This window comes from Streptomyces regalis (genome assembly GCF_001509475.1).
GTDB classification, from domain to species: Bacteria; Actinomycetota; Actinomycetes; order Streptomycetales; family Streptomycetaceae; genus Streptomyces; species Streptomyces regalis.
Genome location: NZ_LLZG01000081.1, coordinates 55611 through 78315, shown reverse-complemented (window position 1 = coordinate 78315; position 22705 = coordinate 55611). Strand labels below are relative to the sequence as shown.

The following is a 22705-nucleotide window of genomic DNA, read 5'->3' as shown; positions in this document are numbered from 1 at the left end:
GGCGCGGGGCTGTATCGATTTGCTGCTACCGCCGCGTGGGCGCGACCAGCCACAAACGACTCGCAGTCGCCGAACAGCCACAAGCGCCCCACCGTATAGGCGCACCTTAAAGCCACCCCGCGAACTCCAACAACAGCTCCGCATCCTTCGGCCGCCCCACCCGCAGGGCCCGCACCCCGGACTCCACGGCCCGGAACAGCGTCCACCCCCGCAACCGCTCCTGATCCACATCCAGCGACTCGGCCAGCCGCTTCACCCGCCGCCGCGTAGTCGCCGCCCCCGACGGCTGGGCGATCAGGTCCTCCACTCGATCCCGCACCAGTCGCGCCAGATCGAACGCACACTCGCCGACCACCGGATCCGGCCCCACCGCCAGCCACGGCATCCGCTCCCCGGCCAGCACCTTGCTCTGCCGAAACGTCCCGTGCAGCAACCGCTGTTCGGGCGGCGCAGCCAACAGCTCTTCGCGGGCCGCGAGCGCCGCGTCCACCAGCGGCCCCACCGCCGGATCGGCCTCCGCGCTCGCCCGCATGGCCTCCGCCTGCCGCCCGGTCCGCTCGGCCACCGTCTCGAAGGGGTGCCCGGCCGGCGGCTCCACCCACAGCCGCCGCAACGTCGCCGCAGCCTCCAGCAGCGCCTTCGCCTCCGGCAACGACCGCACCGACAGATCAGGATGCAGCCGCTCCAGCAGCAGCACACCCTTGGTCGTGAAGGGCTCCAGCAGTTGTACGGCGCCCAGACCGCCCCAGTGCGCGAGCGCCGCCCGCTCGCTCTCCGGACGGGCCCGGGGCGGGGCCAGCTTCAGCACGGCGGGTGCCCCGTCAGGGCGCCGCACGAGCACCACCAGGCTGCTGCGGCCGCCCGGCATCTGCACCCGCTCAACGGTCAACTCGCGTAGCGCGACGGCCTGGTGGGCCGCCTCCGGCAGCTTCTCCAACCAGTCGTCACGGTCCGGTGCCGTCTCACCGAGCGCCCTGACCAGACGCTGCGGCGGTTCGAAAGCCATGCGCGAGTTGTTCCCTTCCCGTGTCCCGTATGCCCGTACTCCGGCCTCGTCTACGCCGTGGGCGCCGCCGATGCCGACGCGGTGGCCGTCCGCTCGGCGAGCCCAGGGAAGGCTACGCTCTCGCCCCGCCAGCGCACCGCCCGCACCGCAGCCTCGCGCAGCGCCTCGGCGGCCGTACCCCGCAGCTCACCCTCGGTTGCCCGCACCAGGTCGGAGTAGACCCCGGCCACCCGGTCCTCCAGTTCGACGGCGAGCCGGACGGCCGCGGCCGAGTCCGGCACCGGGAACGGCAGCGCGTACGCGGCGCTCGCGGCGGCCGGCTTGGCGCCCAGGTCGCGCACCTCGCGCGCCAGCCCGTCCCGCCGCGCCCGGTGCGCGTCGTACGCCGCGCGTGCCTCGGAGCGCTGTCCCTCGCGGATCCGGCCGCCGACGACGCCGTATCCGTACACGGCCGCGTGCTCGGCGGCGAGCGCCGCCTGCAGCGCCGTCAGTTGCCGCTTCTTCGCCTCGCTCACTTGGCCCCCTCCGTCAGCAGATACGCGTGCCCGGCACCGGCCGCGGCCACCGAGGCCAGCAGCCGCGCCAGCTCGCCCGGCACGTCCAGCAGCGCCTTGGCCCGCCGGTCCGCGAGCGCCCGCTCGGTGGCGGCGAGAGCGGCCAGCGCCTCCCTCTTGTCGAGGGGCACGGCGGCCGATGGCGACGCGGAAGGCGACGACGAACCGGAAGGCGACGGCGACGCAGAAGGTGACGCACTCTCCGAGGCCTCCCGGCCGCCTCCGAACGCCTCCACATGCCGTACGGCCTCCGCCCGCAACGGCTCCAGCAGCCCCGCCAGCGCCGGATGGGCGGCGAGCACCGCGTCGTACCGCTCGACCAGCCCCTCGCTGTCCCGGGCCGCACGCGCGCGTGCCCGCTCGGCGACCGACGGGCTGCCGCTCGTGCCGCCGTCGGAGTCCTCGGACCCGGAGGAGCAGCCGACCAGCAGGGCGGCCCCGGCGGCAGAGGCGAGCAAGGTCCTTCTGCGCGGCCCCGAGAGGGAGCGCGGCGGCGAGGGGTACGGCACGGCAGTCGTCCTCGGGAAACTCGTACGAAGCAGCCACGAAAGCAGCCACGAAAGCGGCTACGAAGGCAGCTACGGAATCAGCGGGCCACAGGCCCGTGATCACCGTACCCGCGCAACCGGACGGCACCACTCATCGGCACCGCCCGTGCACAGGTGGACGGCAACAGCCCTCGCGACCGGATACCCTTTGACCAGACACGCGACCCATCCCACAACAGCACACGCGGCCGAGGAGTCACCCGGATGAGCACCACCCAGAGCGAGAGGCTGCGAGAGCTCCTGGAACCGCTCGTCACCTCCCAGGGGCTGGATCTCGAAGAGATCACAGTGGACTCCGTCGGACGCAAGCGGGTGCTGCGCGTCGTCGTCGACTCCGACACCGGGGCGGACCTGGACCAGATCGCCGATGTGAGCCGTGCGCTCTCGGCGAAGCTGGACGAGACGGACGCGATGGGCGAGGGCGAGTACACCCTCGAGGTCGGCACCCCGGGCGCGGAGCGCCTCCTCACGGAACACCGGCACTACGTACGTGCCGTCGACCGGCTGGTGAAGTTCCAACTGGCCGAGGGCGGCGAGCTGGTGGCCAGGATCCTGAAGGTCGACGACGAAGGACTCGACCTCGAAGTGCCCGGAGTGAAGGGCCGCAAGGCCACCTCCCGCAGACTCGACTTCCCGGAGATCGACAAGGCGCGCGTGCAGGTCGAGTTCAGCCGCAAGGACAGCAAGAACGAGAAGGAAGAGGAGGCGTAGCCGTGGACATCGACATGAGTGCCCTGCGGGGCTTGGTACGGGAGAAGGAGATCTCCTTCCCCCTGCTGGTCGAGGCGATCGAGTCGGCCCTCCTCATCGCCTACCACCGCACCGAGGGAAGCCGCCGCCACGCGCGCGTGGAGCTGAACCGGGAGACCGGCCATGTGACCGTGTGGGCGAAGGAGGACCCCGAGGACCTCGAGGAGGGCCAGGAGGCCCGCGAGTTCGACGACACCCCGTCCGGCTTCGGCCGTATCGCCGCCACCACCGCCAAGCAGGTCATCCTGCAGCGGCTGCGCGACGCCGAGGACGACGCGACGCTCGGCGAGTACGCGGGGCGTGAGGGCGACATCGTCACCGGCGTGGTCCAGCAGGGCCGCGACCCGAAGAACGTCCTCGTGGACATCGGCAAGCTGGAGGCCATCCTGCCGGTGCAGGAGCAGGTCCCGGGCGAGACCTACCCGCACGGGATGCGGATCCGGTCGTACGTCGTCCGCGTGGCGAAGGGCGTCCGCGGCCCGTCCGTCACCCTGTCCCGCACGCATCCCAATCTGGTGAAGAAACTCTTCGCCCTGGAGGTGCCGGAGATCGCCGACGGATCCGTCGAGATCGCCGCCATCGCCCGTGAGGCAGGTCACCGCACGAAGATCGCCGTCCGGTCCACCCGCAGCGGCCTGAACGCCAAGGGCGCCTGTATCGGCCCCATGGGTGGTCGTGTGCGCAATGTCATGGGCGAGCTGAACGGCGAGAAGATCGACATCGTCGACTGGTCGGACGACCCGGCCGAGATGGTGGCGAACGCGCTGTCGCCGGCCCGGGTCTCCAAGGTGGAGGTCGTGGACATGGCGGCCCGCTCCGCGCGCGTGACCGTGCCCGACTACCAGCTGTCGCTGGCGATCGGCAAGGAAGGGCAGAACGCCCGACTCGCGGCCCGGCTCACCGGCTGGCGGATCGACATCCGTCCGGACACCGAGCAGGCCGGGGAATAGTTCCCGGCCGCAGGTCGCTTAGATCACGTCAGGTTACCGCGCAGCAACTGTTCGAATCCTGCCCCAAAGGGGTGAGGTCGGTACGGGGAGGTAGACTTAAGGGTGTCTGGCCGGACACGCATCCGCGCATGCCCTGAACGCACCTGTGTGGGGTGCCGGGAGCGAGCGGCCAAGGCTGATCTGCTGCGCATCGTGGCGATCGAGGACGAATGCGTCCCTGATCTTCGCGGTACGCTGCCCGGCCGGGGTGCGTACGTACACCCCGCACTGGTCTGTCTCGACCAGGCGGTACGCCGCCGGGCGTTCACGCGGGCGTTGCGCGCCCCGGGAGCGCTCGACACAAAGGCGTTGCGCCGGCACGTCGAGCAGACAACAGTTGCTGAGCAGGCAACACCGTAAGACGCGTCGTACGGAACCCCCGTGCGGCCCTGGTACCCCGCGAGTTGGAAGTAGGTCGAGATTGCGATGAGCACTCGATGAGCACGCGATGAGTACGCCCATGAAGTAGCGACGGTCCGGACGCAACCCGGACCTAAAAGGAGCGAAGTGGCTAAGGTCCGGGTATACGAACTCGCCAAGGAGTTCGGGGTTGAGAGCAAGGTCGTCATGGCCAAGCTCCAAGAACTCGGTGAATTTGTTCGTTCGGCTTCCTCGACGATCGAGGCGCCCGTCGTACGCAAGCTGACTGACGCCCTCCAGCAGGGCAACGGTGGCGGCAAGCCCGCCCCCGCACGCAAGGCTGCTCCGGCAAAGCCGGCAGCCCCCTCTCCGGCACAGGCTGCCCGTCCGGCCGCCCCGCGCCCGCCGGCCCCCAAGCCGGCTGCCGAGAAGCCCGCGGCTCCCGCCGCGCCGGCCGCTCCCGGCCCCCGTCCCACTCCGGGCCCGAAGCCCGCGCCGCGGCCTGCCCCGGCGTCCCCGGCTCCGACCACGCCCGAGTTCACGGCACCCCCGTCGGCGCCTGTCGCGCCGGCCGCCTCCCAGGGCCAGGGCTCCGGCCCGCGTCCGGGCGCCCCGCGTCCGGCGGGCCAGGCTCCGCGTCCCGGCGCCCCGCGTCCGGGTGGTCCCGCGCAGGGTGGCCAGGGCCGTGGTGACCGTGGCGACCGTCCCGGTGCTCCGCGTCCGGGCGGCCAGGGTGCTCGTCCCGGCGCTCGTCCGGCCGGTCCCCGTCCGGGCAACAACCCGTTCACCTCTGGTGGCTCCACCGGCATGGCGCGCCCGCAGGCGCCCCGCCCGGGCGGTGCCCCGCGTCCCGGCGGCCCGGGTGGCCCCGGTGAGCGTCCCGGCGGCGCCCCGCGTCCGCAGGGCCAGGGCGGTCCCCGTCCCCAGGGTGCCGGCGGCGGTCCCCGTCCGCAGGCTCCGGGCGGCGCGCGTCCCACGCCGGGCGGCATGCCCCGTCCGCAGGGCGGCGGTCCTCGTCCCGGTGGCGGCCCCGGTGGTCCGCGTCCGAACCCCGGCATGATGCCGCAGCGTCCTGCTGCCGGCCCGCGTCCCGGCGGCGGTGGCCCCGGTGGCCGTGGTCCCGGTGGCGGCGGTCGTCCCGGCGGTGGCGGCGGCGGTCGTCCCGGTGGCGGCGGCGGCTTCGCCGGTCGTCCCGGTGGTGGCGGCGGTGGCGGTTTCGCCGGTCGTCCCGGTGGTCCCGGTGGCGGTGGCGGCGGTTTCGCCGGCCGTCCGGGTGGTCCCGGCGGTGGCGGCGGTGGCCGTCCCGGCTTCGGTGGTCGTCCCGGCGGTCCCGGTGGCCGTGGTGGCACGCAGGGTGCCTTCGGTCGTCCCGGTGGTCCCGCGCGTCGTGGTCGCAAGTCGAAGCGGCAGAGGCGCCAGGAGTACGAGGCCATGCAGGCCCCGTCGGTCGGCGGTGTGATGCTGCCTCGCGGCAACGGCGAGTCCATTCGCCTGTCGCGCGGTGCGTCGCTCACCGACTTCGCGGAGAAGATCAACGCCAACCCGGCGTCGCTCGTCGCGGTCATGATGAACCTCGGTGAGATGGTCACCGCGACGCAGTCCGTCTCCGACGAGACGCTGCAGCTCCTCGCGGGCGAGATGAACTACGAGGTTCAGATCGTCAGCCCCGAGGAGGAGGACCGCGAGCTGCTCGAGTCCTTCGACATCGAGTTCGGCGAGGACGAGGGCGACGAGGAAGATCTGGTGGTCCGTCCGCCGGTCGTCACCGTCATGGGTCACGTCGACCACGGTAAGACCCGACTGCTCGACGCCATCCGCAAGACGAACGTCATCGCGGGCGAGGCCGGCGGCATCACCCAGCACATCGGTGCCTACCAGGTCGCGACCGAGGTCAACGAAGAAGAGCGCAAGATCACCTTCATCGACACCCCGGGTCACGAGGCGTTCACCGCCATGCGTGCCCGTGGTGCGAAGTCGACCGACATCGCGATCCTGGTCGTCGCGGCCAACGACGGCGTCATGCCGCAGACGGTCGAGGCGCTCAACCACGCCAAGGCGGCCGACGTCCCGATCGTCGTCGCGGTCAACAAGATCGACGTCGAGGGTGCCGACCCGACCAAGGTGCGCGGTCAGCTGACCGAGTACGGCCTGGTGGCCGAGGAGTACGGCGGCGACACCATGTTCGTCGACATCTCCGCCAAGCAGGGTCTGCACATCGACTCCCTGCTGGAGGCCGTGATCCTCACGGCCGACGCCTCGCTCGACCTGCGGGCCAACCCGAACCAGGACGCGCAGGGCATCTCGATCGAGTCCCGTCTCGACCGCGGCCGCGGTGCCGTGTCGACGGTCCTCGTCCAGCGCGGCACGCTGCGGGTCGGCGACACCATGGTGGTCGGCGACGCGTACGGCCGAGTCCGGGCGATGCACGACGACAACGGCAACAGCGTGGCCGAGGCCGGCCCGTCGACGCCGGTGCAGGTCCTGGGCCTCACCAACGTCCCGGGTGCGGGCGACAACTTCCTCGTGGTCGAGGAGGACCGTACGGCCCGCCAGATCGCGGAGAAGCGTGCCGCTCGCGAGCGCAACGCGGCCTTCGCGAAGCGCACGCGCCGCGTGTCGCTCGAGGACCTGGACAAGGTGCTCAAGGCCGGCGAGGTCCAGCAGCTGAACCTGATCATCAAGGGTGACGCTTCCGGTTCCGTCGAGGCTCTCGAGTCCTCGCTGCTCCAGCTGGACGTCGGCGAAGAGGTCGACATCCGCGTCCTGCACCGCGGCGTCGGTGCGGTCACGGAGTCCGACATCGACCTGGCCATGGGCTCCGACGCCATCGTCATCGGCTTCAACGTCCGGGCAGCCGGCCGTGCGCAGCAGATGGCGGAGCGCGAGGGCGTGGACGTCCGGTACTACTCGGTCATCTACCAGGCGATCGAGGAGATCGAGGCGGCCCTCAAGGGCATGCTCAAGCCGGAGTACGAAGAGGTCGAGCTCGGTACGGCGGAGATCCGCGAGGTCTTCAAGTCGTCCAAGCTGGGCAACATCGCGGGTGTTCTCATCCGCTCCGGCGAGGTCAAGCGCAACACCAAGGCGCGCCTCATCCGCGACGGCAAGGTCATCGCGGAGAGCCTCAACATCGAGGGTCTGCGTCGCTTCAAGGACGACGTCACCGAGATCCGCGAAGGGTTCGAGGGCGGTATCAACCTCGGCAACTTCAACGACATCAAGGTCGACGACGTCATCGCGACGTACGAGATGCGGGAGAAGCCGCGGGCGTAAAGCCGACGGTTTGTGCTGGCCGGCGGGACTTCGGTCCTGTCGGCCAGCGCGCCGTTTGCGGAGCGTGTCCGATGGCATTCCGGCGCCGGGCTCCACGGTCCACGGAGCGTAATATCCGTCGATCGGCCCGGCCCCTTCGTTGTACGGTTCTGATGTCCCTGGCCGCACGGCCGGCAGGACCATCGATCCCGTACCGGCGGGTGAACCGGTTGCACTCATGTACGTGGGGACGCTGTCCTTCGACCTCCTCCTCGGCGACGTACGGTCGCTGAAGGAGAAGCGCTCCGTCGTCCGCCCGATCGTCGCCGAGCTCCAGCGCAAGTACGCGGTGAGCGCGGCCGAGGTGGACCATATGGACCTCTACCGGCGGGCCGAGATCGGCATCGCCATGGTGTCCGGCGACGCCGGGCACCTCACTGACGTACTGGATCGGTGCGAACGGCTGGTCGCCGGGCGTCCCGAAGTGGAACTGCTGTCGGTACGGCGGCGCTTCCACGGTGACCACGACGACTGACGACCAACAGCCAAGAACGCAGAAGAAGAGAACGGGAGACGGACCAGTGGCCGACAACGCGCGGGCGAAAAGGCTGGCGGACCTCATCCGAGAGGTGGTGGCCCAGAAGCTGCTGCGCGGGATCAAGGACCCGCGGATCGGCTCGCACGTCACCATCACGGACACTCGTGTCACGGGTGACCTGCGGGAGGCGACCGTCTTCTACACGGTGTACGGGGACGACGAGGAGCGGGCGGCCGCGGCTGCCGGACTGGAGAGCGCCAAGGGCGTGCTCCGGTCGGCCGTCGGGGCGGCCGCGGGCGTGAAGTTCACGCCGACCCTCACCTTTGTCGCCGACGCCCTGCCGGACACCGCCCGGACCATCGACGACCTCCTCGACAAGGCGCGCCAGTCCGACGAGAAGGTGCGCGAGGTGTCCGCGGGCGCGAAGTACGCCGGTGAGGCGGACCCGTACCGCAAGCCGGGCTCCGAGGACGAGACGGACGGCGACACCGCGGAATGACGCAGAAGCACACCACGCCCGACGGCCTTGTCATCGTCGACAAGCCGTCGGGCTTCACTTCGCACGACGTGGTCGCCAAGATGCGCGGCATCGCGCGCACCCGCCGTGTCGGGCACGCCGGCACCCTCGACCCCATGGCGACGGGCGTCCTCGTCCTCGGCGTCGAGAAGGCGACCAAGCTCCTCGGTCATCTGGCCCTGACCGAGAAGGAGTACCTCGGCACCATCCGCCTGGGCCAGACCACGGTCACCGACGACGCCGAGGGCGAGATCACGGGGTCGGTCGACGCCTCGAAGGTCACCCGGGACGGCATCGACGCCGGGATCGCCAAGCTGACCGGCGACATCATGCAGGTGCCGTCCAAGGTCAGCGCCATCAAGATCGACGGCGTGCGCTCCTACAAGCGGGCGCGGGAGGGCGAGGAGTTCGAGATCCCGGCGCGGCCGGTCACCGTCTCCTCCTTCTCGGTGTACGACGTCCGGGACGCCGTCGCCGACGACGGCACCGCGGTCCTCGACCTGGTCGTGTCGGTGGTCTGCTCCTCCGGCACCTACATCCGCGCCCTCGCCCGTGACCTCGGCGCCGACCTGGGCGTCGGCGGCCACCTCACGGCGCTGCGCCGCACCCGCGTCGGCCCGTACAAGCTGGACGCCGCCAAGACCCTGGACCAGCTCCAGCAGGAGCTCACCGTGATGCCGATCGCCGAGGCCGCATCGGCCGCGTTCCCGCGCTGGGACGTGGACGTCAGGCGCGCCCGTCTGCTCACGAACGGGGTCCGCCTCGACATGCCTGACGAGTACGCGGGCACCGGCCCCGTCGCCGTCTTCGACCCCGAGGGCCGCTTCCTGGCGCTCGTGGAGCAGCACAAGGGCAAGGCGAAGAGCCTCGCCATCTTCGGCTGAGGGGCCGGTCGAGGCGCTCGGCCTTCCGGTCTCCTTCGGGTCTCCGCCCGTGGAGCGGCGGTCACGGGGTGGTCCTCTGCCCGCCGCTCCACGGTCCCCCTCGGTTCCCCCACCCCTAGGGTGTATCCAGCGACCCCTACCTGTTCACCCGTCCGTGCAGGCGCTCGGAGTGAACCGAGGGAGCGGAAGGGGGCGCGTTCGCAGCGCGAGTTGTCCCACTGATCACATCGCCCCTACCGTCGAAAAAACAGGGCGCGGGCGTATGGGCGTGTGGACGTGCGGCGGGGAGGTTCGACGATGGCGGGACGGGGTCCGCGGGCGGGCGGCGACCGCCGGATGCCGGGGATGACGGGGATGCCGGACGGGACGTGGGCGGCGGGGGAGGCGCGGGGCGCGCAGGGCCTGCGGGACTCATCGGGGTCGTGGGTAACGCCGGACGGCATCAGCTGGTCCGAGCAGGACGCCGGCACCCGGGGCCCACGCTCCTCCCAGTTCCACGACGACCCTGCTCGCCACGCGCGCGGGCCTCGGAGCGGCGAGCGTCCGGACGGGGAAGCCCTCGCGGGGCAGGGCGTGACCGGTGATCGCCCCGCAAGTGAACCCCCGGACGGCGACGGAATCGGCGCCCCCGCCCGCGACGCAGCCCTGGTCCGTATCCACGACCTGGCCGGTCGGCCCCGCGGTCTCGGTTTCGTGGCCGACCACCACGGCACGGTCGTCACCGGCCACGAGGTCGTCGAGGGCCTGCCTCGTCTGGTCCTGCATGCCGAGGGCGACCGCAGTTGTGTGGTGCCCGCGAGTGCGGTGACCCCGTTGCCGGCCCTGGACCTGGCCCTCGTACGCACCGAAGGCCTGGGCGTCGACCCGCTGCCGGTGAGCGTGCGGGACCGGATCGAGACCGGTGCGTACGTCCGGATCGCGGCCGGTGGCTGGCGGGAGGCGCGGGTGCTGGGCGCGGCCACCGTGACGTACACGGCGACGGACCGTTTCCATCTCCCCGACGGCGCCCTGGAGTTGGCGATCGGCACGGCCGGCCGGGACGCGCTGCGGCTGGGCGGCGGGGCGGCCGGGGGACCCGTGCTCGACGCCGGGACCAGCGCGGTGGTGGGCGTCCTCGGCACGGCCCTGCAGGCCGGCCAACGCGACGCCGTCTTCGCCGTGCCGCTGAGCCAACGTCCCGACGGCCCGCTGGCCGACCTGCTCGCCGAGAACGCGGCGACGGTGCCGGCGTACGGCGCCGACCTGAACCTGGCGGGCGTACTGGAGCTGACGGCCACGTCGGTCGGTCAGGACGGTCCGCCGGGGACACTGGACGGCTGTGTGGGCCGGGCGGACGCCGGGGGAGGCGTGCCCGTGACCGCGGTCGAACGGGCGCGGCCGGCAAGGGAGTTCAGGGCCTTCACCGAGGGACCGGCGGCCGTCCTGGGCCTGGTGGGGCCCCCGGGCAGCGGCCGTACGACGGAACTCGCGGCCCTCGCCGCCCGCCGCAACCAGGGCCGGGAACCCGCCCCCACGCTGTGGCTGCGCGGCGCGGATCTGCAGGACGACGACACCTCGGTGGCGGACGCCGCGCTCAGGGCGCTGGCCCGGGCGGCCCGCATCGTGGCGGCGTCGGCCGCATGCGACCCCGCCGCACTGGGCGACACGACCCCGGAACACCTGGCCCACCTCTCCCGCATCACCGGCCGCCCCCTGCTGCTCCTCCTGGACGGCCCGGAGGAGATGCCCCCCGTCCTGGCCCACCGCCTCACGGAGTGGACCGAGGGCACGGCGGAGTGGCTGCGGGTGACGGGGGCGCGGCTGGTGGTGGCGTGCCGGGAGGAGTACTGGGAAGGAGCGGGGGCCGAGTTCCCGGAGGAAGTGCTGTACGGCTCCGCCGACCGGGCGGTGCGCGAGAACTCCCGCCGCATCCCGCCCTGCGTACGGCTCGGCGACCTCACCCCCGACGAGGCCCACCAGGCCCGCGCCCGCTACGGCATCCCCGACGACGCCCTGGCCACCCCGGACGCCCGCCACCCCCTCACCCTGCGCCTCCTCTGCGAGGTCCGCGCCGCCCTCCCCGACACCCCTCACCGCCGACTCGACCGCGACGACGTCCTCTCCGCCCACCTCGACCTCATGTGCCTGCGCATCGCCGTCCGCCTCGCCGCCGAGAACGGCCTGCGCGGCACCGCCGTGCGCCGTCTCGCCGCCAAGGTCTCCGGCCAGGTCCACGAGGCCGCCCGCCGCAGCCTCGGCCCCGGCCAGGGGGAGCTGGACCGCGCGTCCTTCGAGGCCGTGTTCCCCTGGGGCCCCGCCCCGGCGAGGCTCGGCAGCGGTACCGGCTGGGCGTCCGCCGTCCTCACCGAGGGCCTCCTCGTCCCCGCCGGCAACGGCTACCGCTTCGCCCACGAGGAACTCGCCGACTGGATCCAGGGCATGCACCTCGACCTCGACGAGGCCCTGCACGCCCTGGTCCACCGCCGCCGCACCGACCCCGACGCCGCCCACCCCTTGCCCGTACCGCACCACCGCATCGGCCCCGTCGTCCAGGCCCTCCTGCTGCTGCCACGTCACCAGGGGGCCCGTCAACTCGCCGTCCGCCTGGAGGAGTTGATGCATGCCCTGGACGCCGACCGGCACTCCTGGTGGGCGGCCCGGCTCCTCGCCGAGACCCTGCTGCGCGTCCCCGACGCGATGCCGTACCAGGACGTACTGCACCTCCTCACCGACCGGATCGTGGCCTGGAGCCGGCAGCACCGCAGCGCGCCCCCCGAGCTCGGCCCCGACTTCTGGACCGCGCTGCCGCTCCCGGACGGCGAGCGCCTCGACCTGCTCCGCCGCCTCGTCCTCGCCGACGGCCCGCCGACCGACGCCGCAGCCCCCCGGCAGCCCCGCTACCTCGACGCCGTGTCCCGTCTCCTCGCCGCCGCCCCCACCGCCGTACAGCCCCACCTCACCCGCTGGTTCGACGACGACCGGCCCCTCCCCGCCACCCCGCACGCGACCGTCGCCGGCGCCGCCCAGGCCCTGCTGTACGCGCACCGCAACCGCGCGCTGGACGACCTCACGGAGACGCTGGTCGACAGCGCGCACCGGCGGGCCGACGAGCTGCTCGCCGTGCTGGCCGAAGAGGAACCGTCCGCCATGTGCCGAGCCGTCGACCGCTGGGCGCACGACGAGAGGCCCGCACGACGCGTCGCCGCGGTGGCGTACGGGCCGCGCGCCGCGCCCCACGCCCGCACCGAGGCCGACCGCGAGCTGTTGCGCTACGCGGCCCTCGGCCTGCTCGACCGCCCCGCCGACTGCACCCTGCACGGCGGCGCGCTCGCCATGCTGGTGCGTGACCCCAGCACGCGTTCCCGTCATCTCCCGCAGGCCGTACGGCACTTCGCGGAAGGCGACCCGCAGCTCCCGCCCAGCGCCCTGGTCACCGCCCTGACCACACACCCCGAGCCGGTCCTCGACGCCTTCCGCGCGCGCCTGCACCGACCGGACGCCTCAGCGGCGCTGCGCACCCTCGCCGACGCCACCACGCCCGGCCTCGCCCACCGGGTCGCCGCCCTCGTGGGGGAGGCGGTGGAGCGGCACCCCGCGACCGCCGAGGACGTGGCCGCGTACGTCGACCGGCGCCTCGACCACGGCCCCGCCGCCCGCGCCGTACTCCTCCCCCTGGTCACCGGTCTGCTGGACGGCGGTCCTGAAGAGGTGCGGGCCGCCCTCGCCGCCGTACTCGCCGCTGCCGGCACCCCCGCCTCCCGCGCCCTGCGCCGCGAGCTCCTGGACCACATGCTGGACCACGAGCGCAGTCCCGCCGTGCTGGACGCCTTCCTGCACGCCACCGTCCGGCAGAGCGGCGACCGCTGCGACGGCCGCCTCCGCGACCTCGTCCACCACACGGGCGTGCTCCTCGTCCGCACCCCGGACGGCGCGGCCCGCTTCGACCGCGGGCTGGTCGATCTCGGCCGCCACGTCCCCGGCTTCGCCGCGCGTGTCGCCGGCTGGCTGACCGACACCCCGCAGGAGTGGGCGACGGTGGTGGGGCCGAGTACCCGCCGGATGATCGAGAGCCTGGCCGGCGTACGAGTTCCCGCATGACCGGCGCATCCGTACGTGCACCCGGTCACAGCCCCCATGCCGATGCGGGCCGGAGGCGCCCGGCATGGCACCCTTAGTCCTGCGTAAGAGCGTCTGAGGCACAGGCGGACACGGGTTCGACGAGTTTGTGACAAGGAGCAGGCACAGTGCAGCGCTGGCGTGGCTTGGAGGACATCCCCGAGGACTGGGGGCGCAGCGTCGTCACCATCGGCTCCTACGACGGGGTCCACCGCGGGCACCAGCTGATCATCCGGCATGCCGTGGACCGCGCCCGCGAGCTGGGCGTTCCCGCCGTGGTCGTCACCTTCGACCCGCACCCCAGCGAGGTCGTCCGCCCCGGCAGCCACCCGCCCCTGCTGGCCCCGCACCACCGCCGCGCCGACCTCATGGCCGAGCTGGGCGTGGACGCGGTGCTGATCCTCCCCTTCACGACCGAGTTCTCGAAGCTGTCGCCGGCCGAGTTCGTGGTCAAGGTCCTGGTCGACAAGCTGCACGCCAAGGCGGTCGTCGAGGGCCCCAACTTCCGCTTCGGCCACCGCGCGGCGGGCAACGTGGACTTCCTCGCCGACCAGGGCAAGACCTACGACTTCGAGGTCGAGGTCGTCGACCTGTACGTGAGCGGTGAGGCGGGCGGCGGGCAGCCGTTCTCCTCGACCCTGACCCGGCGCCTGGTCGCCGAGGGCGACGTCACCGGCGCCGCCGAGATCCTGGGCCGCCCGCACCGCGTGGAGGGCGTGGTCGTACGGGGTGCTCAGCGCGGGCGAGAGCTCGGTTTCCCGACCGCCAACGTCGAGACCCTGCCGCACACCGCCATCCCCGCCGACGGCGTCTACGCCGGCTGGCTGCACGCCCAGGGCGAGGTGATGCCGGCCGCGATCTCCGTCGGCACGAACCCGCAGTTCGACGGGACCGAGCGCACGGTGGAGGCGTACGCGATCGACCGCGTGGGCCTGGACCTGTACGGCCTGCACGTCGCCGTCGACTTCCTCGCCTTCGTCCGCGGCCAGGCGAAGTTCGACTCGCTGGAGGCCCTGCTGGAGCAGATGGCCGAGGACGTCAAGCGCTGCCGGGAGCTGATCGCGGCGGCCGAGTAGCCGGTCCTACGACCGACTCTCCTACGACGCCGAAGGGCGGCCGGTGCCTCCAAGGCACCGGCCGCCCTTCGTGGTTCACGGGCTACTGCTGCGTCCAGCCGGGCGGTACGGCCCCCTGCTGCGGCTGGCCCTGCTGCGGATCCTGGGGCGGCGGCGCCTGCTGCTGCCAGCCCTGGCCCGGTGCGGGCTGCTGCGGCTGCCCCCAGCCCTGACCCGGCTGCGGGGCGCCGCCGGGCTGGGCGTAGGGCTGCTGCGGCGGCTGCTGCTGCGGGTAGCCCTGCTGGGGCTGCTGGTCGTACCCCTGCTGGGGCTGCTGCTGGTACTGCATGTTCGGGTTGCCGAAGCCCTGCTGCGTCCGCGCGATGTCCTCGGCGATGAGGGCCGCGAGGTCGAAGTAGGCCTCGCGGGTCTTGGGACGCATCATGTCGAGGTCCACCTCGGCGCCCGCCGCGAGGTGCTCGTCGAACGGGATCACGACGACACCGCGGCAACGGGTCTCGAAGTGCGCGACGATGTCCTCCACCTTGATCATCTTGCCCGTCTCGCGGACACCGGAGATCACGGTGACCGACCGCTGGACGAGATCGGCGAAGCCGTTCGCCGACAGCCAGTCGAGCGTGGTCGAGGCACTGCTCGCGCCGTCCACCGAAGGGGTGGAGATGATGATCAACTGGTGGGCGAGGTCCAGGACTCCGCGCATCGCGCTGTAGAGCAGACCGGTGCCCGAGTCCGTAAGGATGATCGGGTACTGCCGGCCCAGCACGTCGAGCGCGCTGCGGTAGTCCTCGTCGTTGAAGGTGGTGGAGACCGCCGGGTCCACGTCGTTGGCGATGATCTCGAGACCGGAGGGCGCCTGCGAGGTGAAACGGCGGATGTCCATGTAGCTGTGCAGCTGCGGGATCGCCTGCACCAGGTCACGGATGGTGGCGCCCGTCTCGCGCCGGACCCGTCGGCCGAGGGTGCCGGCGTCCGGGTTGGCGTCGATCGCCAGGATCTTGTCCTGACGCTCGGTGGCGAGCGTGGCGCCGAGCGCCATGGTCGTCGTGGTCTTGCCGACGCCGCCCTTGAGGCTGATCACCGCGATCCGGTAGCAGGACATCACCGGCGTACGGATCAGACCCAGCTTCCGCTCCCGCTCCGCCTGCTCCTTCTTGGCGCCGAGCTTGAACCGGGACGGGGCCTGGTTGTTCTTGCGGGCCTTGGGCTGGTTGCGCAGCAGTCGGTCGGAGGAGAGCTCCACGGCGGCGTTGTAGCCGAGCGGGGTTCCGGGCGCGGCTTGCTGCTGCTGGGGAGCGCCGGGACCGGCCTGGGGGCCGGGCGGGGCGGTCCAACCCTGGTTGCCCTGGCCCTGGTTGCCGTAGGCGGCGGGCGGCACCGCGGGGTTCTGCTGGGGTGCCTGCTGCTGCGGAGCCTGCTGCTGGGGCTGGGCCGGGGGCTGCTGCTGGGGTGCGGGCTGCTGCGGCTGCGCGGGCTGGGGGTAGCCGTAACCGCCCGGTTGGGGCGGGTAGCCGTAGCCGGGCTGTGCGGGCTGCTGCGGCTGCTGGGGGTAGCCGTATCCGTCCGCCTGCGGCTGTCCGGCCTGGGGCGGCTGCTGCGGGTAGCCGTACCCGGCGGCCTGGGGCTGTCCGGGGTGCGGCTGTCCGGGATACGGCTGTGCGGGCTGAGGCGCCTGGCGCGGGTCGACCGGGGCGGGCTGTCCGGCCTGCGCCGCCGGGTACTCGGGCTGCTGCTGCGCCGGGTAGCCGGCCTGCTGGGCCGGGCCGAACGCGCCCTGCGGCGGGGTCTGGGGCGCCTGCTGGGCGGGCTGCTGCTGCGCGGGCTGCTGGGGGTAGCCGTATCCCCCGGCGTGCGCGGCTGCGGCCTGTGCGGCGGCAGCCTGTGCGGCGGCCGCGGCCTGCTGGTCCGGCTGTCCTGCCTGCTGCGGCACTCCCTGGGCGGGGTGCGCGGGCACGAAGCCCTGCGGCAGCGGAGGAAGCGGCTGCCCCGCCTGGGGCGGCACGGGGGCCTGGCCGGTGGGCTGCGCCTGCGGCTGCAGTCCCTGGGCCTGAGCCGGGGCCGTGGCCGGGTCCGCGGGAGCGGCGGGCGCAGGCGCTGCCTCCGGCTCCGCTTCCGCCGGCGCCGCTGCGGCCGGGGGCTCGGTGTGCGCGGGGGAGTCCGCGTCGGCCTGGACGTGCGCCGACTCGTCACCCTCGGCACCGGATGCGGATACGGCGTTGTCACCCGACTCCGCCTCGTCGCTCCGCTCCTCCTCCGGCTCCACGTCGTCGGCATCGCCGAACAGCAGTGCCGCCTCGGCGTCCGCAGCGGCGTGGTTGAGCTCCGGCTCCGGTTCCGTCACCGGCTGTGCGGGGGTGGGCTGTTCGGGCGCGGGCGCTGCCGGGACCCCGGCCGCCGGAGTGGCGGTCGGGGGCGGCCCGGCCTGGGCGTCCGTGTCGACCGGACGCAGCACGGGGAAGCCGGGTGCGCCGGCCGGCTGGGCAGGCGTGTGCTGCTGGGGCACGGTGGGCGGTTGGGCGGGCGCGTGCTGCTGGGGCTGCTGAGGGGCGGCGAAACCACCCGAGGTGTCCTGGCCCGGCTGGGGCACGCCGAAGCCACCCGACGTGTCCTGCGCCGGCTGGGGCGCACCGGCTCCCGTCTGCTGGGGGTAGCCGTACCCGCCGGCCGCGGGGGCACCCGGCGCGGACTGCTGCTGCGGAAAACCGTAGCCACCCGTGGCAGGGCCCTGCTGGTGCGCGGTGGGCGTGCCCTGAGCCGGAGTGGGCTGCGCGGGCTGTGCCGGCTGCGCGGGCTGCTGAGGCGCAGGCTGGGCCGGCGGCTGGGTCGGCGGCTGCGCCGGTGCGGGAACGCCTGGCGGCCCGGTGGGCGACCCGACGGGCGATCCCGTCGGCGGTGGTGGCGAGGGCCGGTCGGCGTCCTGCTGACCACCGGCCGGGGAACCACTTTGCGTACTTTGGGCGTACCAGGCGGGAGGTGTGTAGACGATTTCGAACTCGCCGGTGAGATCCACCTCGTGATCGTCCCCGTCCGAGGAAGGGCTCCCGCCGTTGTACTCGGACCGATCCCTGTTCACTGCTTGCCTCCTGGTCAGCCACTGCTGCTGAGCTGGTCGTCGTCGCGGCCGGGCGGACCGAGTGGCTAGTCCCACGCGACTGCGATCGTCACCGCACCACCAGAAGCCTAATCACTCGCATGGCGGGACGGAAAAGCCCCCATGGGCGCGGACGCTATAGCCCCAGGTATGTGGGCGGAAGTGCCGCATGGGCGCGGACGCAAAGCCCCGCGGGCGAGGCCTCGTTCGCGCCCCACCCCGGAGACGACGACGTGTCAGTCCATACGACGGGCCACGCCGAGCAGGCCCGTCTCCGCATCTGTGGGTTCGGTCATGACGAACTTCTGATGCTTGCGAGTGCACCACAGGGCGACGCCGTCGTGAAGGGTCGGCAGGTGCTGGAGTTGTTCCTCCGGGACCCCGAGCGTGTCACGCACGGCCTCGGTCTCGTAGGGCGAAATGCGCTGAATCCCGACAAGATGGGCCTGAGCCAGCCAGCGCGGCGCATGCTCACTGACGAACGGCAGCACCGTCACCACGGCCTGCCACGGCACGGACGTCACCCGACCGCGCGGCGGGCGGATGCCACAGTCCCGGAACAGCACCACCGGACTCGAGACGGACGGCCCCTGCGCGGGCACCCGCCCCACCGGATACACCGTCACGCACTGCTGACCGCCGCCGGCCGCCTGGGCCAACTGCTGCCAGGCCTGCGGACGTCCGGTCTCCACACCCACGCGCGCACCCGTCGCGGCGGCACGCAACGCCAGCACCTGGGCGAGCCACAGGCCACCCACGAGCACGACGTCGAAGGCAGTCGGACGGGACAGACCGAGCACGGCCGGCTGCTGTTCCGGGTCGGTGCCGATGAGGACGCCGTCGTCACCGATCGGCATGCTGATCGCCGCGAGCTCGTCGGCGGAGACGACATGACGATTGCGGCGCGGCCCGCGCAGCCCGAACCCCGGGCTGAAGATGCGGCGTTGCTGCTGCGGTGCCTCCGGCTGCCGGATGATGGGGATCATGCCGGTGTCGGTGGGCGAGGCCACGTGTGCCGGCGTGCGCCCGGGGGCCCGGCCCTGCTGCCCCGGGGGCATGGTCGAGGCGGGGTGGGACATCAGTACGTACCTCCGAGCGGCAAAGTGGCGAGAGCTCCGGGGACCTGCTCCCGGTCGAGACGGACCAGACCGACCTTCGCGGCACTCGCGGCCCGCTCCAACTCACGTCCCACCTGGCCGAGTTCACTGTCACCGCGGGCGGTGACGCGGATGTGCCCGGTGAGGGCGACACCCCGGTTGCCGGCCTTGCTCAGGGTCATGCTGAACGTCGTGGCGAGCACCGGCAGCGAGGTGAACCGCGTGACCAGTTCGGGCAACGCCACACCGCCGCTCCCCAACTGCGGCCAGCGGGAGACCCAGTACGTCGTGTGGTACCGGTCGTCGACCCGCCAGGTCCGCACCGACTCGACCGTACGGCGCTGGGGAGTCCGCCCGTCCTGAGCGTGCTGCGCGTTGGCGCGCGGGTTCAGGCAGCTGGACGTCGCGAGCGCCTGCACCAGCTCGTTCTCGTCCAGGATGGTCGCCTTGAAGCCGGCCCCGGCCAGTCGGCTCGCCAGCTGGTCCGCCACCCGCAGCAGGGCGCGCTGCGCGCCGGGAACGCCGTCCCCGCGGGCCTGGACCGCCTCCGGACACAGCTCCGGGTCGAGCTTGAGGGCGACCCAGGTGAGCCGGAGCGCGGGCGAACCGGCCTGCGCCTGCAGGGGGCCGTACGACCGCGCGGCCAGCGACTGCTGCGGCAGATGCGGTGCCGGCGCCGGCTGGGTGTGCTGCACGACCTGCACGGAGGCGAGACGGATCCCGTCGACCTCGAGGGCGTCCTGGATCAGCCGCAGCGGCAGCTGCCGATCGGCGGCGCCGGGACGCAACGGCTGGTCTCCGGGCTGCACGAACAGGACGGCGGTCAGGAAGGACCCGTCGCCGATCATGCCGATCGAGCGGTCGTCACGTGACACGAAGGAGTACGTCCGCAGGGCGGGGTCGCACTCCACGACCGGCGCCATCATCGCGTCCGTACCCGGCGGCACGGGCTGCTTGGCGTCGCGTCGGCGCTGCCTGAGCGCACGCGTCGTCTCGTACCACTCGGGCAGCGGACGGCGACCCCGGCGCAGAACCGCCAGGAGCAGCAGCAGTGCCGCAACGACACCGGCCGGAACCAGCAGCCATGACTGGTCGGCGGCCCAGGCGGCCAGCATGACCGCCGCCGCGAGCTCCACCAGGATGAGCTGCTGCAGCCGCACCGGGCCCAGACCGCCGGGGCGGGGCAGCGTGCGCGGCGACGCGGCGGCGGTCTGGGCGGCCGGAGCGGCTGACGTACGTCTGCCGCGGCTCGGACCCCCCTGTTGCTGCTGTGCGCGGCGTCCGCGCCGAGTGCTCGTAGCGCTGGTCATCCCCCGGGACATCCCTTTCGCGAAGTAGTGGCCGTTGACCGGGCGGGATCCTCTGTCCGAGAGGTCCGAGAGGTCCGAGATCCCGGCGACGGGCCAGGGGCACCGATGGCCCACAACATCCATGCGGGTGGCTCACGGTACCCGCTGCGGAACACCGGGCGACACAGGGGACACCCAAAACCCAGGTGGTCAGCCTGTCATGGACCGGCCCCGCATGGTGCAGCGCTGTCGTGAAGCTCTGTGAAGATGCAGGGTCGGCCACACACCTGATGGATCGTCGCCGCGTGGCGCAGGGCATAGTAGGTGCCTGCGCGGCCGAACGGGCCTGTCGAGTCGGCCTGTCGAGCGCCGCGAAACACAACGACCGCGATCGAACACCACGACCGCGATCGAAACAGCACGACAGCGATCGAGCGGTACAGACGCGGTCGGAACATCGCAGAACGATCGAGCATCACAAACGGGAGAAACGGGGATCATGGCAAAGCGTCGGGATGAGCTCGCCGCCTACACGTTCGCTCGCAAGCGCACCGTCGCGGCGTTCCTGGCGCCGTCACCGGGCGGCTCGGAGGAAGGCGCTCCGCGTCCCATTCGTACGGTGATGCCCAGCCTCGGAGTGGGCCTGGTGCTGGTGCTCGGCTTCATCGCCTGGGGTGTGATCAAGCCCACGGCACCCAAGGGCTGGGACACGCCGGGCGAGTACATCATCGTCGACAGCGATTCCACGACGCGGTACGTGGTCCTCGACCCGAACCCGAAGGACGGCAAGGAGGAGAAGGTCCTCCACCCGGTCCTCAACTACGCCTCCGCGAAGCTGCTGCTCGACAAGGGCAAGGGCACCGTCCTCGAGGTCCCCGGCAAGGAGATCGACAAGAGCGGCGTCCGGCACGGCGCGACGATCGGCATCCCCTACGCCCCCGACCGGCTGCCCTCCAAGGACGACGCGGAGACGGCGAAGACCTGGGCGGTGTGCGAGCGTCCGACCCCGGGATCGGCGACCGGCGCCATCGACCGTGCCGTCTTCGTCCTCGACGCCGACGACGCCAAGTCGCTGAACAACGCGGGGAAGGTCAACCCCAGCGAGGCTCTCTATGTCGTCGAGCGTCAGACCGGACGGCAGTTCCTGGTCGACAGCAAGGGCAACCTCTTCCTGCTGGGCGACACGGCAGGTCTCGACAAAGTCACCATGGAACTGCTGCGCAACGCCGTCGTCGGCCGGGATGCCGAGCCGCAACCGGTGAGCCCTGAGTGGCTGCGCACCTTCAACGAAGGCGGCGTCATCACCTTCCCGACGATCCCGAACGTCGGTGGGGCGACCACGGTCCAGGGGCTCCCCGCCAACGCGAGCACGGTGGGCCGGGTGCTCAAGGCGCAGGACGCGCAGGGCGAGAAGTACTACGTCGTCCTCAAGGACGAGGTCGCTGCCATCACACCCTTCGTCGCAGACCTGATCCAGGCATCGCCCGCAGCCCAGACGGCGTACGGGACGGACGAGATCGCCCCCATCCAGGTCGCCCCCCAGGTCATCACCACGGCCAACAACGGCCCGGCGAACCGCTTCTACCAGAACAAGGGCTGGCCCCAGACGGTTCCGCAGCAGGCCAACCCCGCGACCACGGCGAACGGCGAGGCCCGTAACACTTCGTGCAGCGTCTACAAGGGCACCATCGACGAGGGCAAGAAGCCGCAGCTCGCCGCCTGGGCCGGGACGGCGTACCCGAAGAGGGTCATCGCCGACTCGCTCAGCGCCTACGTCTCGTCCGGTTCGGGCCTGCTCTTCACGGAGGTCAGCGGTGCGGCAGGGGGTGGCGGCAGGCAGTACCTGCTGACGGACACGGGCCTGCGGTACGCGCTGCCGAAGGGCAACGACAGCGCGGCGAAGGGAAGCGGCGGAGACTCGTCTTCGGACGCTTCCGGCTCTTCGAACGGTGACGCGAGCGAGACGGACAAGGCGCGTACGCGGCTGGGTTACGAGGACGCGACCCAGTCCCTGTTCGTGCCGCAGACGTGGGCGACGTTCATCCCGAAGGGGCCCATGCTGGACACCGGCAGCGCGACGCAGGAACAGAGCCAGTGACCGTCCAACACGCCTGCGGACAGACGCACTTGACAGTAAGACGGTGCGAGAGTCACAAGATGATCGCTCAAGTGTGTGAGGCGTGTAACTGATTGGCCGCGTCTGTGGCCGAGTGACAAGCTGACGATAGAGTGTTTGCAGCGCTCAACGGTGCGAAGCTTCTCCGGGCACCAGTGCAGGTTTCCCGGATCAACGACGACATGGGGGAAGGTTCATCATGGCCGGCCAGTTCCGGGTAACAGAGGACGAACTCACCAAGCTCTCCGGTGACATCAACACCGTGAACGGTCAGCTGCAGGGCGAGATCCGCCGCCTCAACGGAGTGATCGACCAGATCGCCGGAGGCTGGAAGGGCCAGGCGGCCCAGTCGTACCGCCAGCTGCAGGACCGTTGGAACCAGGACGCGAAGAGGATGACCGACATCCTCAACGACATCAAGGAAGCCGTGGACTCCACGCGGAGCAACTACTCCGCGTCGGAAGAGCAGCAGAACTCCGAGATCAGCAAGATCATGTCCGACTTCGGCTGATCAAGCCGCTCGGTCCGAAGTTCTTCGGTTCCACC

At 72.1% G+C, this 22705-nt stretch carries 17 protein-coding genes; 11 read left to right on the top strand and 6 right to left on the bottom strand.

Going from position 1 to position 22705, the window contains the following annotated elements; translation table 11 throughout:
* Positions 1 to 106: 106 nt before the first annotated feature.
* From ADL12_RS13655 to ADL12_RS13645, 3 genes are read right to left on the bottom strand one after another with little or no spacing between them, the layout of a single operon-like run.
* A complete protein-coding gene (locus ADL12_RS13655; protein ID WP_062702010.1) occupies positions 107 to 1006 on the bottom strand; it encodes an aminoglycoside phosphotransferase family protein in 900 nt (299 codons plus the stop codon).
* A gap of 50 nt (positions 1007 to 1056) precedes the next feature.
* Entirely contained in the window at positions 1057 to 1521 is a 465-nt protein-coding gene (locus ADL12_RS13650; protein WP_062702008.1) for a ferritin-like domain-containing protein, read from the bottom strand.
* Positions 1518 to 2069, bottom strand: a complete 552-nt coding sequence (locus ADL12_RS13645; RefSeq protein ID WP_208614535.1) for a hypothetical protein — start codon at positions 2067 to 2069, stop codon at positions 1518 to 1520. The genes ADL12_RS13650 and ADL12_RS13645 overlap by 4 nt, the downstream gene beginning before the upstream one ends.
* 243 nt (positions 2070 to 2312) lie before the next feature.
* On the opposite strand from ADL12_RS13645, the gene rimP reads away from it, so the two are divergent.
* The 9 genes from rimP (at position 2313) to ADL12_RS13600 (ending at position 14569) form a co-directional block, all read left to right on the top strand.
* Complete coding sequence (rimP, locus tag ADL12_RS13640; protein WP_062702004.1) at positions 2313 to 2819, top strand: ribosome maturation factor RimP; 507 nt, start codon at positions 2313 to 2315, stop codon at positions 2817 to 2819.
* A gap of 2 nt (positions 2820 to 2821) precedes the next feature.
* Positions 2822 to 3808: a transcription termination factor NusA gene (gene nusA / locus ADL12_RS13635; RefSeq protein WP_062702002.1), complete on the top strand. Its 987-nt coding sequence runs from the start codon at positions 2822 to 2824 to the stop codon at positions 3806 to 3808.
* 102 nt (positions 3809 to 3910) lie between these two features.
* Positions 3911 to 4207 (top strand): YlxR family protein, encoded by a 297-nt coding sequence (locus ADL12_RS50300; protein WP_079052022.1) that lies wholly within the window; start codon positions 3911 to 3913, stop codon positions 4205 to 4207.
* Between the two features lie 147 nt (positions 4208 to 4354).
* Positions 4355 to 7480 carry a translation initiation factor IF-2 gene (gene infB / locus ADL12_RS50295; RefSeq protein ID WP_079052021.1) on the top strand — a complete coding sequence of 1042 codons (3126 nt, stop codon included), beginning with the start codon at positions 4355 to 4357 and terminating at the stop codon, positions 7478 to 7480.
* A 217-nt stretch (positions 7481 to 7697) separates the two neighbouring features.
* Positions 7698 to 7994 (top strand): DUF503 domain-containing protein, encoded by a 297-nt coding sequence (locus ADL12_RS13620; RefSeq protein WP_062701996.1) that lies wholly within the window; start codon positions 7698 to 7700, stop codon positions 7992 to 7994.
* 46 nt (positions 7995 to 8040) lie between these two features.
* Positions 8041 to 8496 carry a 30S ribosome-binding factor RbfA gene (rbfA, locus tag ADL12_RS13615; protein ID WP_062701994.1) on the top strand — a complete coding sequence of 152 codons (456 nt, stop codon included), beginning with the start codon at positions 8041 to 8043 and terminating at the stop codon, positions 8494 to 8496.
* On the top strand, positions 8493 to 9398 hold the full coding sequence (gene truB / locus ADL12_RS13610; RefSeq protein ID WP_062701992.1) for a tRNA pseudouridine(55) synthase TruB: 906 nt from the start codon (positions 8493 to 8495) through the stop codon (positions 9396 to 9398). Before rbfA ends, truB begins: the two co-directional genes overlap by 4 nt.
* Before the next feature lie 297 nt (positions 9399 to 9695).
* Positions 9696 to 13475, top strand: a complete 3780-nt coding sequence (locus tag ADL12_RS13605; RefSeq protein ID WP_244187893.1) for a trypsin-like peptidase domain-containing protein — start codon at positions 9696 to 9698, stop codon at positions 13473 to 13475.
* Between the two features lie 146 nt (positions 13476 to 13621).
* Entirely contained in the window at positions 13622 to 14569 is a 948-nt protein-coding gene (locus ADL12_RS13600; RefSeq protein WP_062701990.1) for a bifunctional riboflavin kinase/FAD synthetase, read from the top strand.
* Positions 14570 to 14651: 82 nt separating this feature from the next.
* On the opposite strand, the gene ADL12_RS55540 is transcribed toward ADL12_RS13600, so the two are convergent.
* The 3 genes from ADL12_RS55540 to eccE all read right to left on the bottom strand — a co-directional run bounded on the left by ADL12_RS55540 (position 14652) and on the right by eccE (position 20064).
* Positions 14652 to 17639 (bottom strand): SCO5717 family growth-regulating ATPase, encoded by a 2988-nt coding sequence (locus ADL12_RS55540; protein WP_062701988.1) that lies wholly within the window; start codon positions 17637 to 17639, stop codon positions 14652 to 14654.
* Positions 17640 to 17893: 254 nt separating this feature from the next.
* Positions 17894 to 18736, bottom strand: a complete 843-nt coding sequence (locus ADL12_RS13590) for a hypothetical protein (RefSeq protein WP_062701986.1) — start codon at positions 18734 to 18736, stop codon at positions 17894 to 17896.
* Positions 18736 to 20064 carry a type VII secretion protein EccE gene (gene eccE, locus ADL12_RS13585; RefSeq protein ID WP_208614534.1) on the bottom strand — a complete coding sequence of 443 codons (1329 nt, stop codon included), beginning with the start codon at positions 20062 to 20064 and terminating at the stop codon, positions 18736 to 18738. Before eccE ends, ADL12_RS13590 begins: the two co-directional genes overlap by 1 nt.
* Before the next feature lie 478 nt (positions 20065 to 20542).
* On the opposite strand from eccE, the gene eccB reads away from it, so the two are divergent.
* Both eccB and ADL12_RS13575 read left to right on the top strand, forming a co-directional pair.
* Positions 20543 to 22141, top strand: a complete 1599-nt coding sequence (gene eccB, locus ADL12_RS13580; RefSeq protein WP_062701984.1) for a type VII secretion protein EccB — start codon at positions 20543 to 20545, stop codon at positions 22139 to 22141.
* A gap of 217 nt (positions 22142 to 22358) precedes the next feature.
* Complete coding sequence (locus ADL12_RS13575; RefSeq protein WP_062701982.1) at positions 22359 to 22670, top strand: WXG100 family type VII secretion target; 312 nt, start codon at positions 22359 to 22361, stop codon at positions 22668 to 22670.
* Positions 22671 to 22705 lie beyond the last annotated feature (35 nt).

Bases quoted from the DNA above. Each gene is read 5' to 3' on its own strand.
- ADL12_RS13655 (WP_062702010.1), bottom strand. From the start codon at position 1,006: ATGGCTTTCGAACCGCCGCAGCGTCTGGTCAGGGCGCTCGGTGAGACG.
- rimP (WP_062702004.1), top strand. From the start codon at position 2,313: ATGAGCACCACCCAGAGCGAGAGGCTGCGAGAGCTCCTGGAACCGCTC.
- ADL12_RS13620 (WP_062701996.1), top strand. From the start codon at position 7,698: ATGTACGTGGGGACGCTGTCCTTCGACCTCCTCCTCGGCGACGTACGG.
- truB (WP_062701992.1), top strand. From the start codon at position 8,493: ATGACGCAGAAGCACACCACGCCCGACGGCCTTGTCATCGTCGACAAG.
- ADL12_RS13605 (WP_244187893.1), top strand. From the start codon at position 9,696: ATGGCGGGACGGGGTCCGCGGGCGGGCGGCGACCGCCGGATGCCGGGG.
- ADL12_RS13590 (WP_062701986.1), bottom strand. From the start codon at position 18,736: ATGTCCCACCCCGCCTCGACCATGCCCCCGGGGCAGCAGGGCCGGGCC.
- eccE (WP_208614534.1), bottom strand. From the start codon at position 20,064: ATGACCAGCGCTACGAGCACTCGGCGCGGACGCCGCGCACAGCAGCAA.
- eccB (WP_062701984.1), top strand. From the start codon at position 20,543: ATGGCAAAGCGTCGGGATGAGCTCGCCGCCTACACGTTCGCTCGCAAG.
- ADL12_RS13575 (WP_062701982.1), top strand. From the start codon at position 22,359: ATGGCCGGCCAGTTCCGGGTAACAGAGGACGAACTCACCAAGCTCTCC.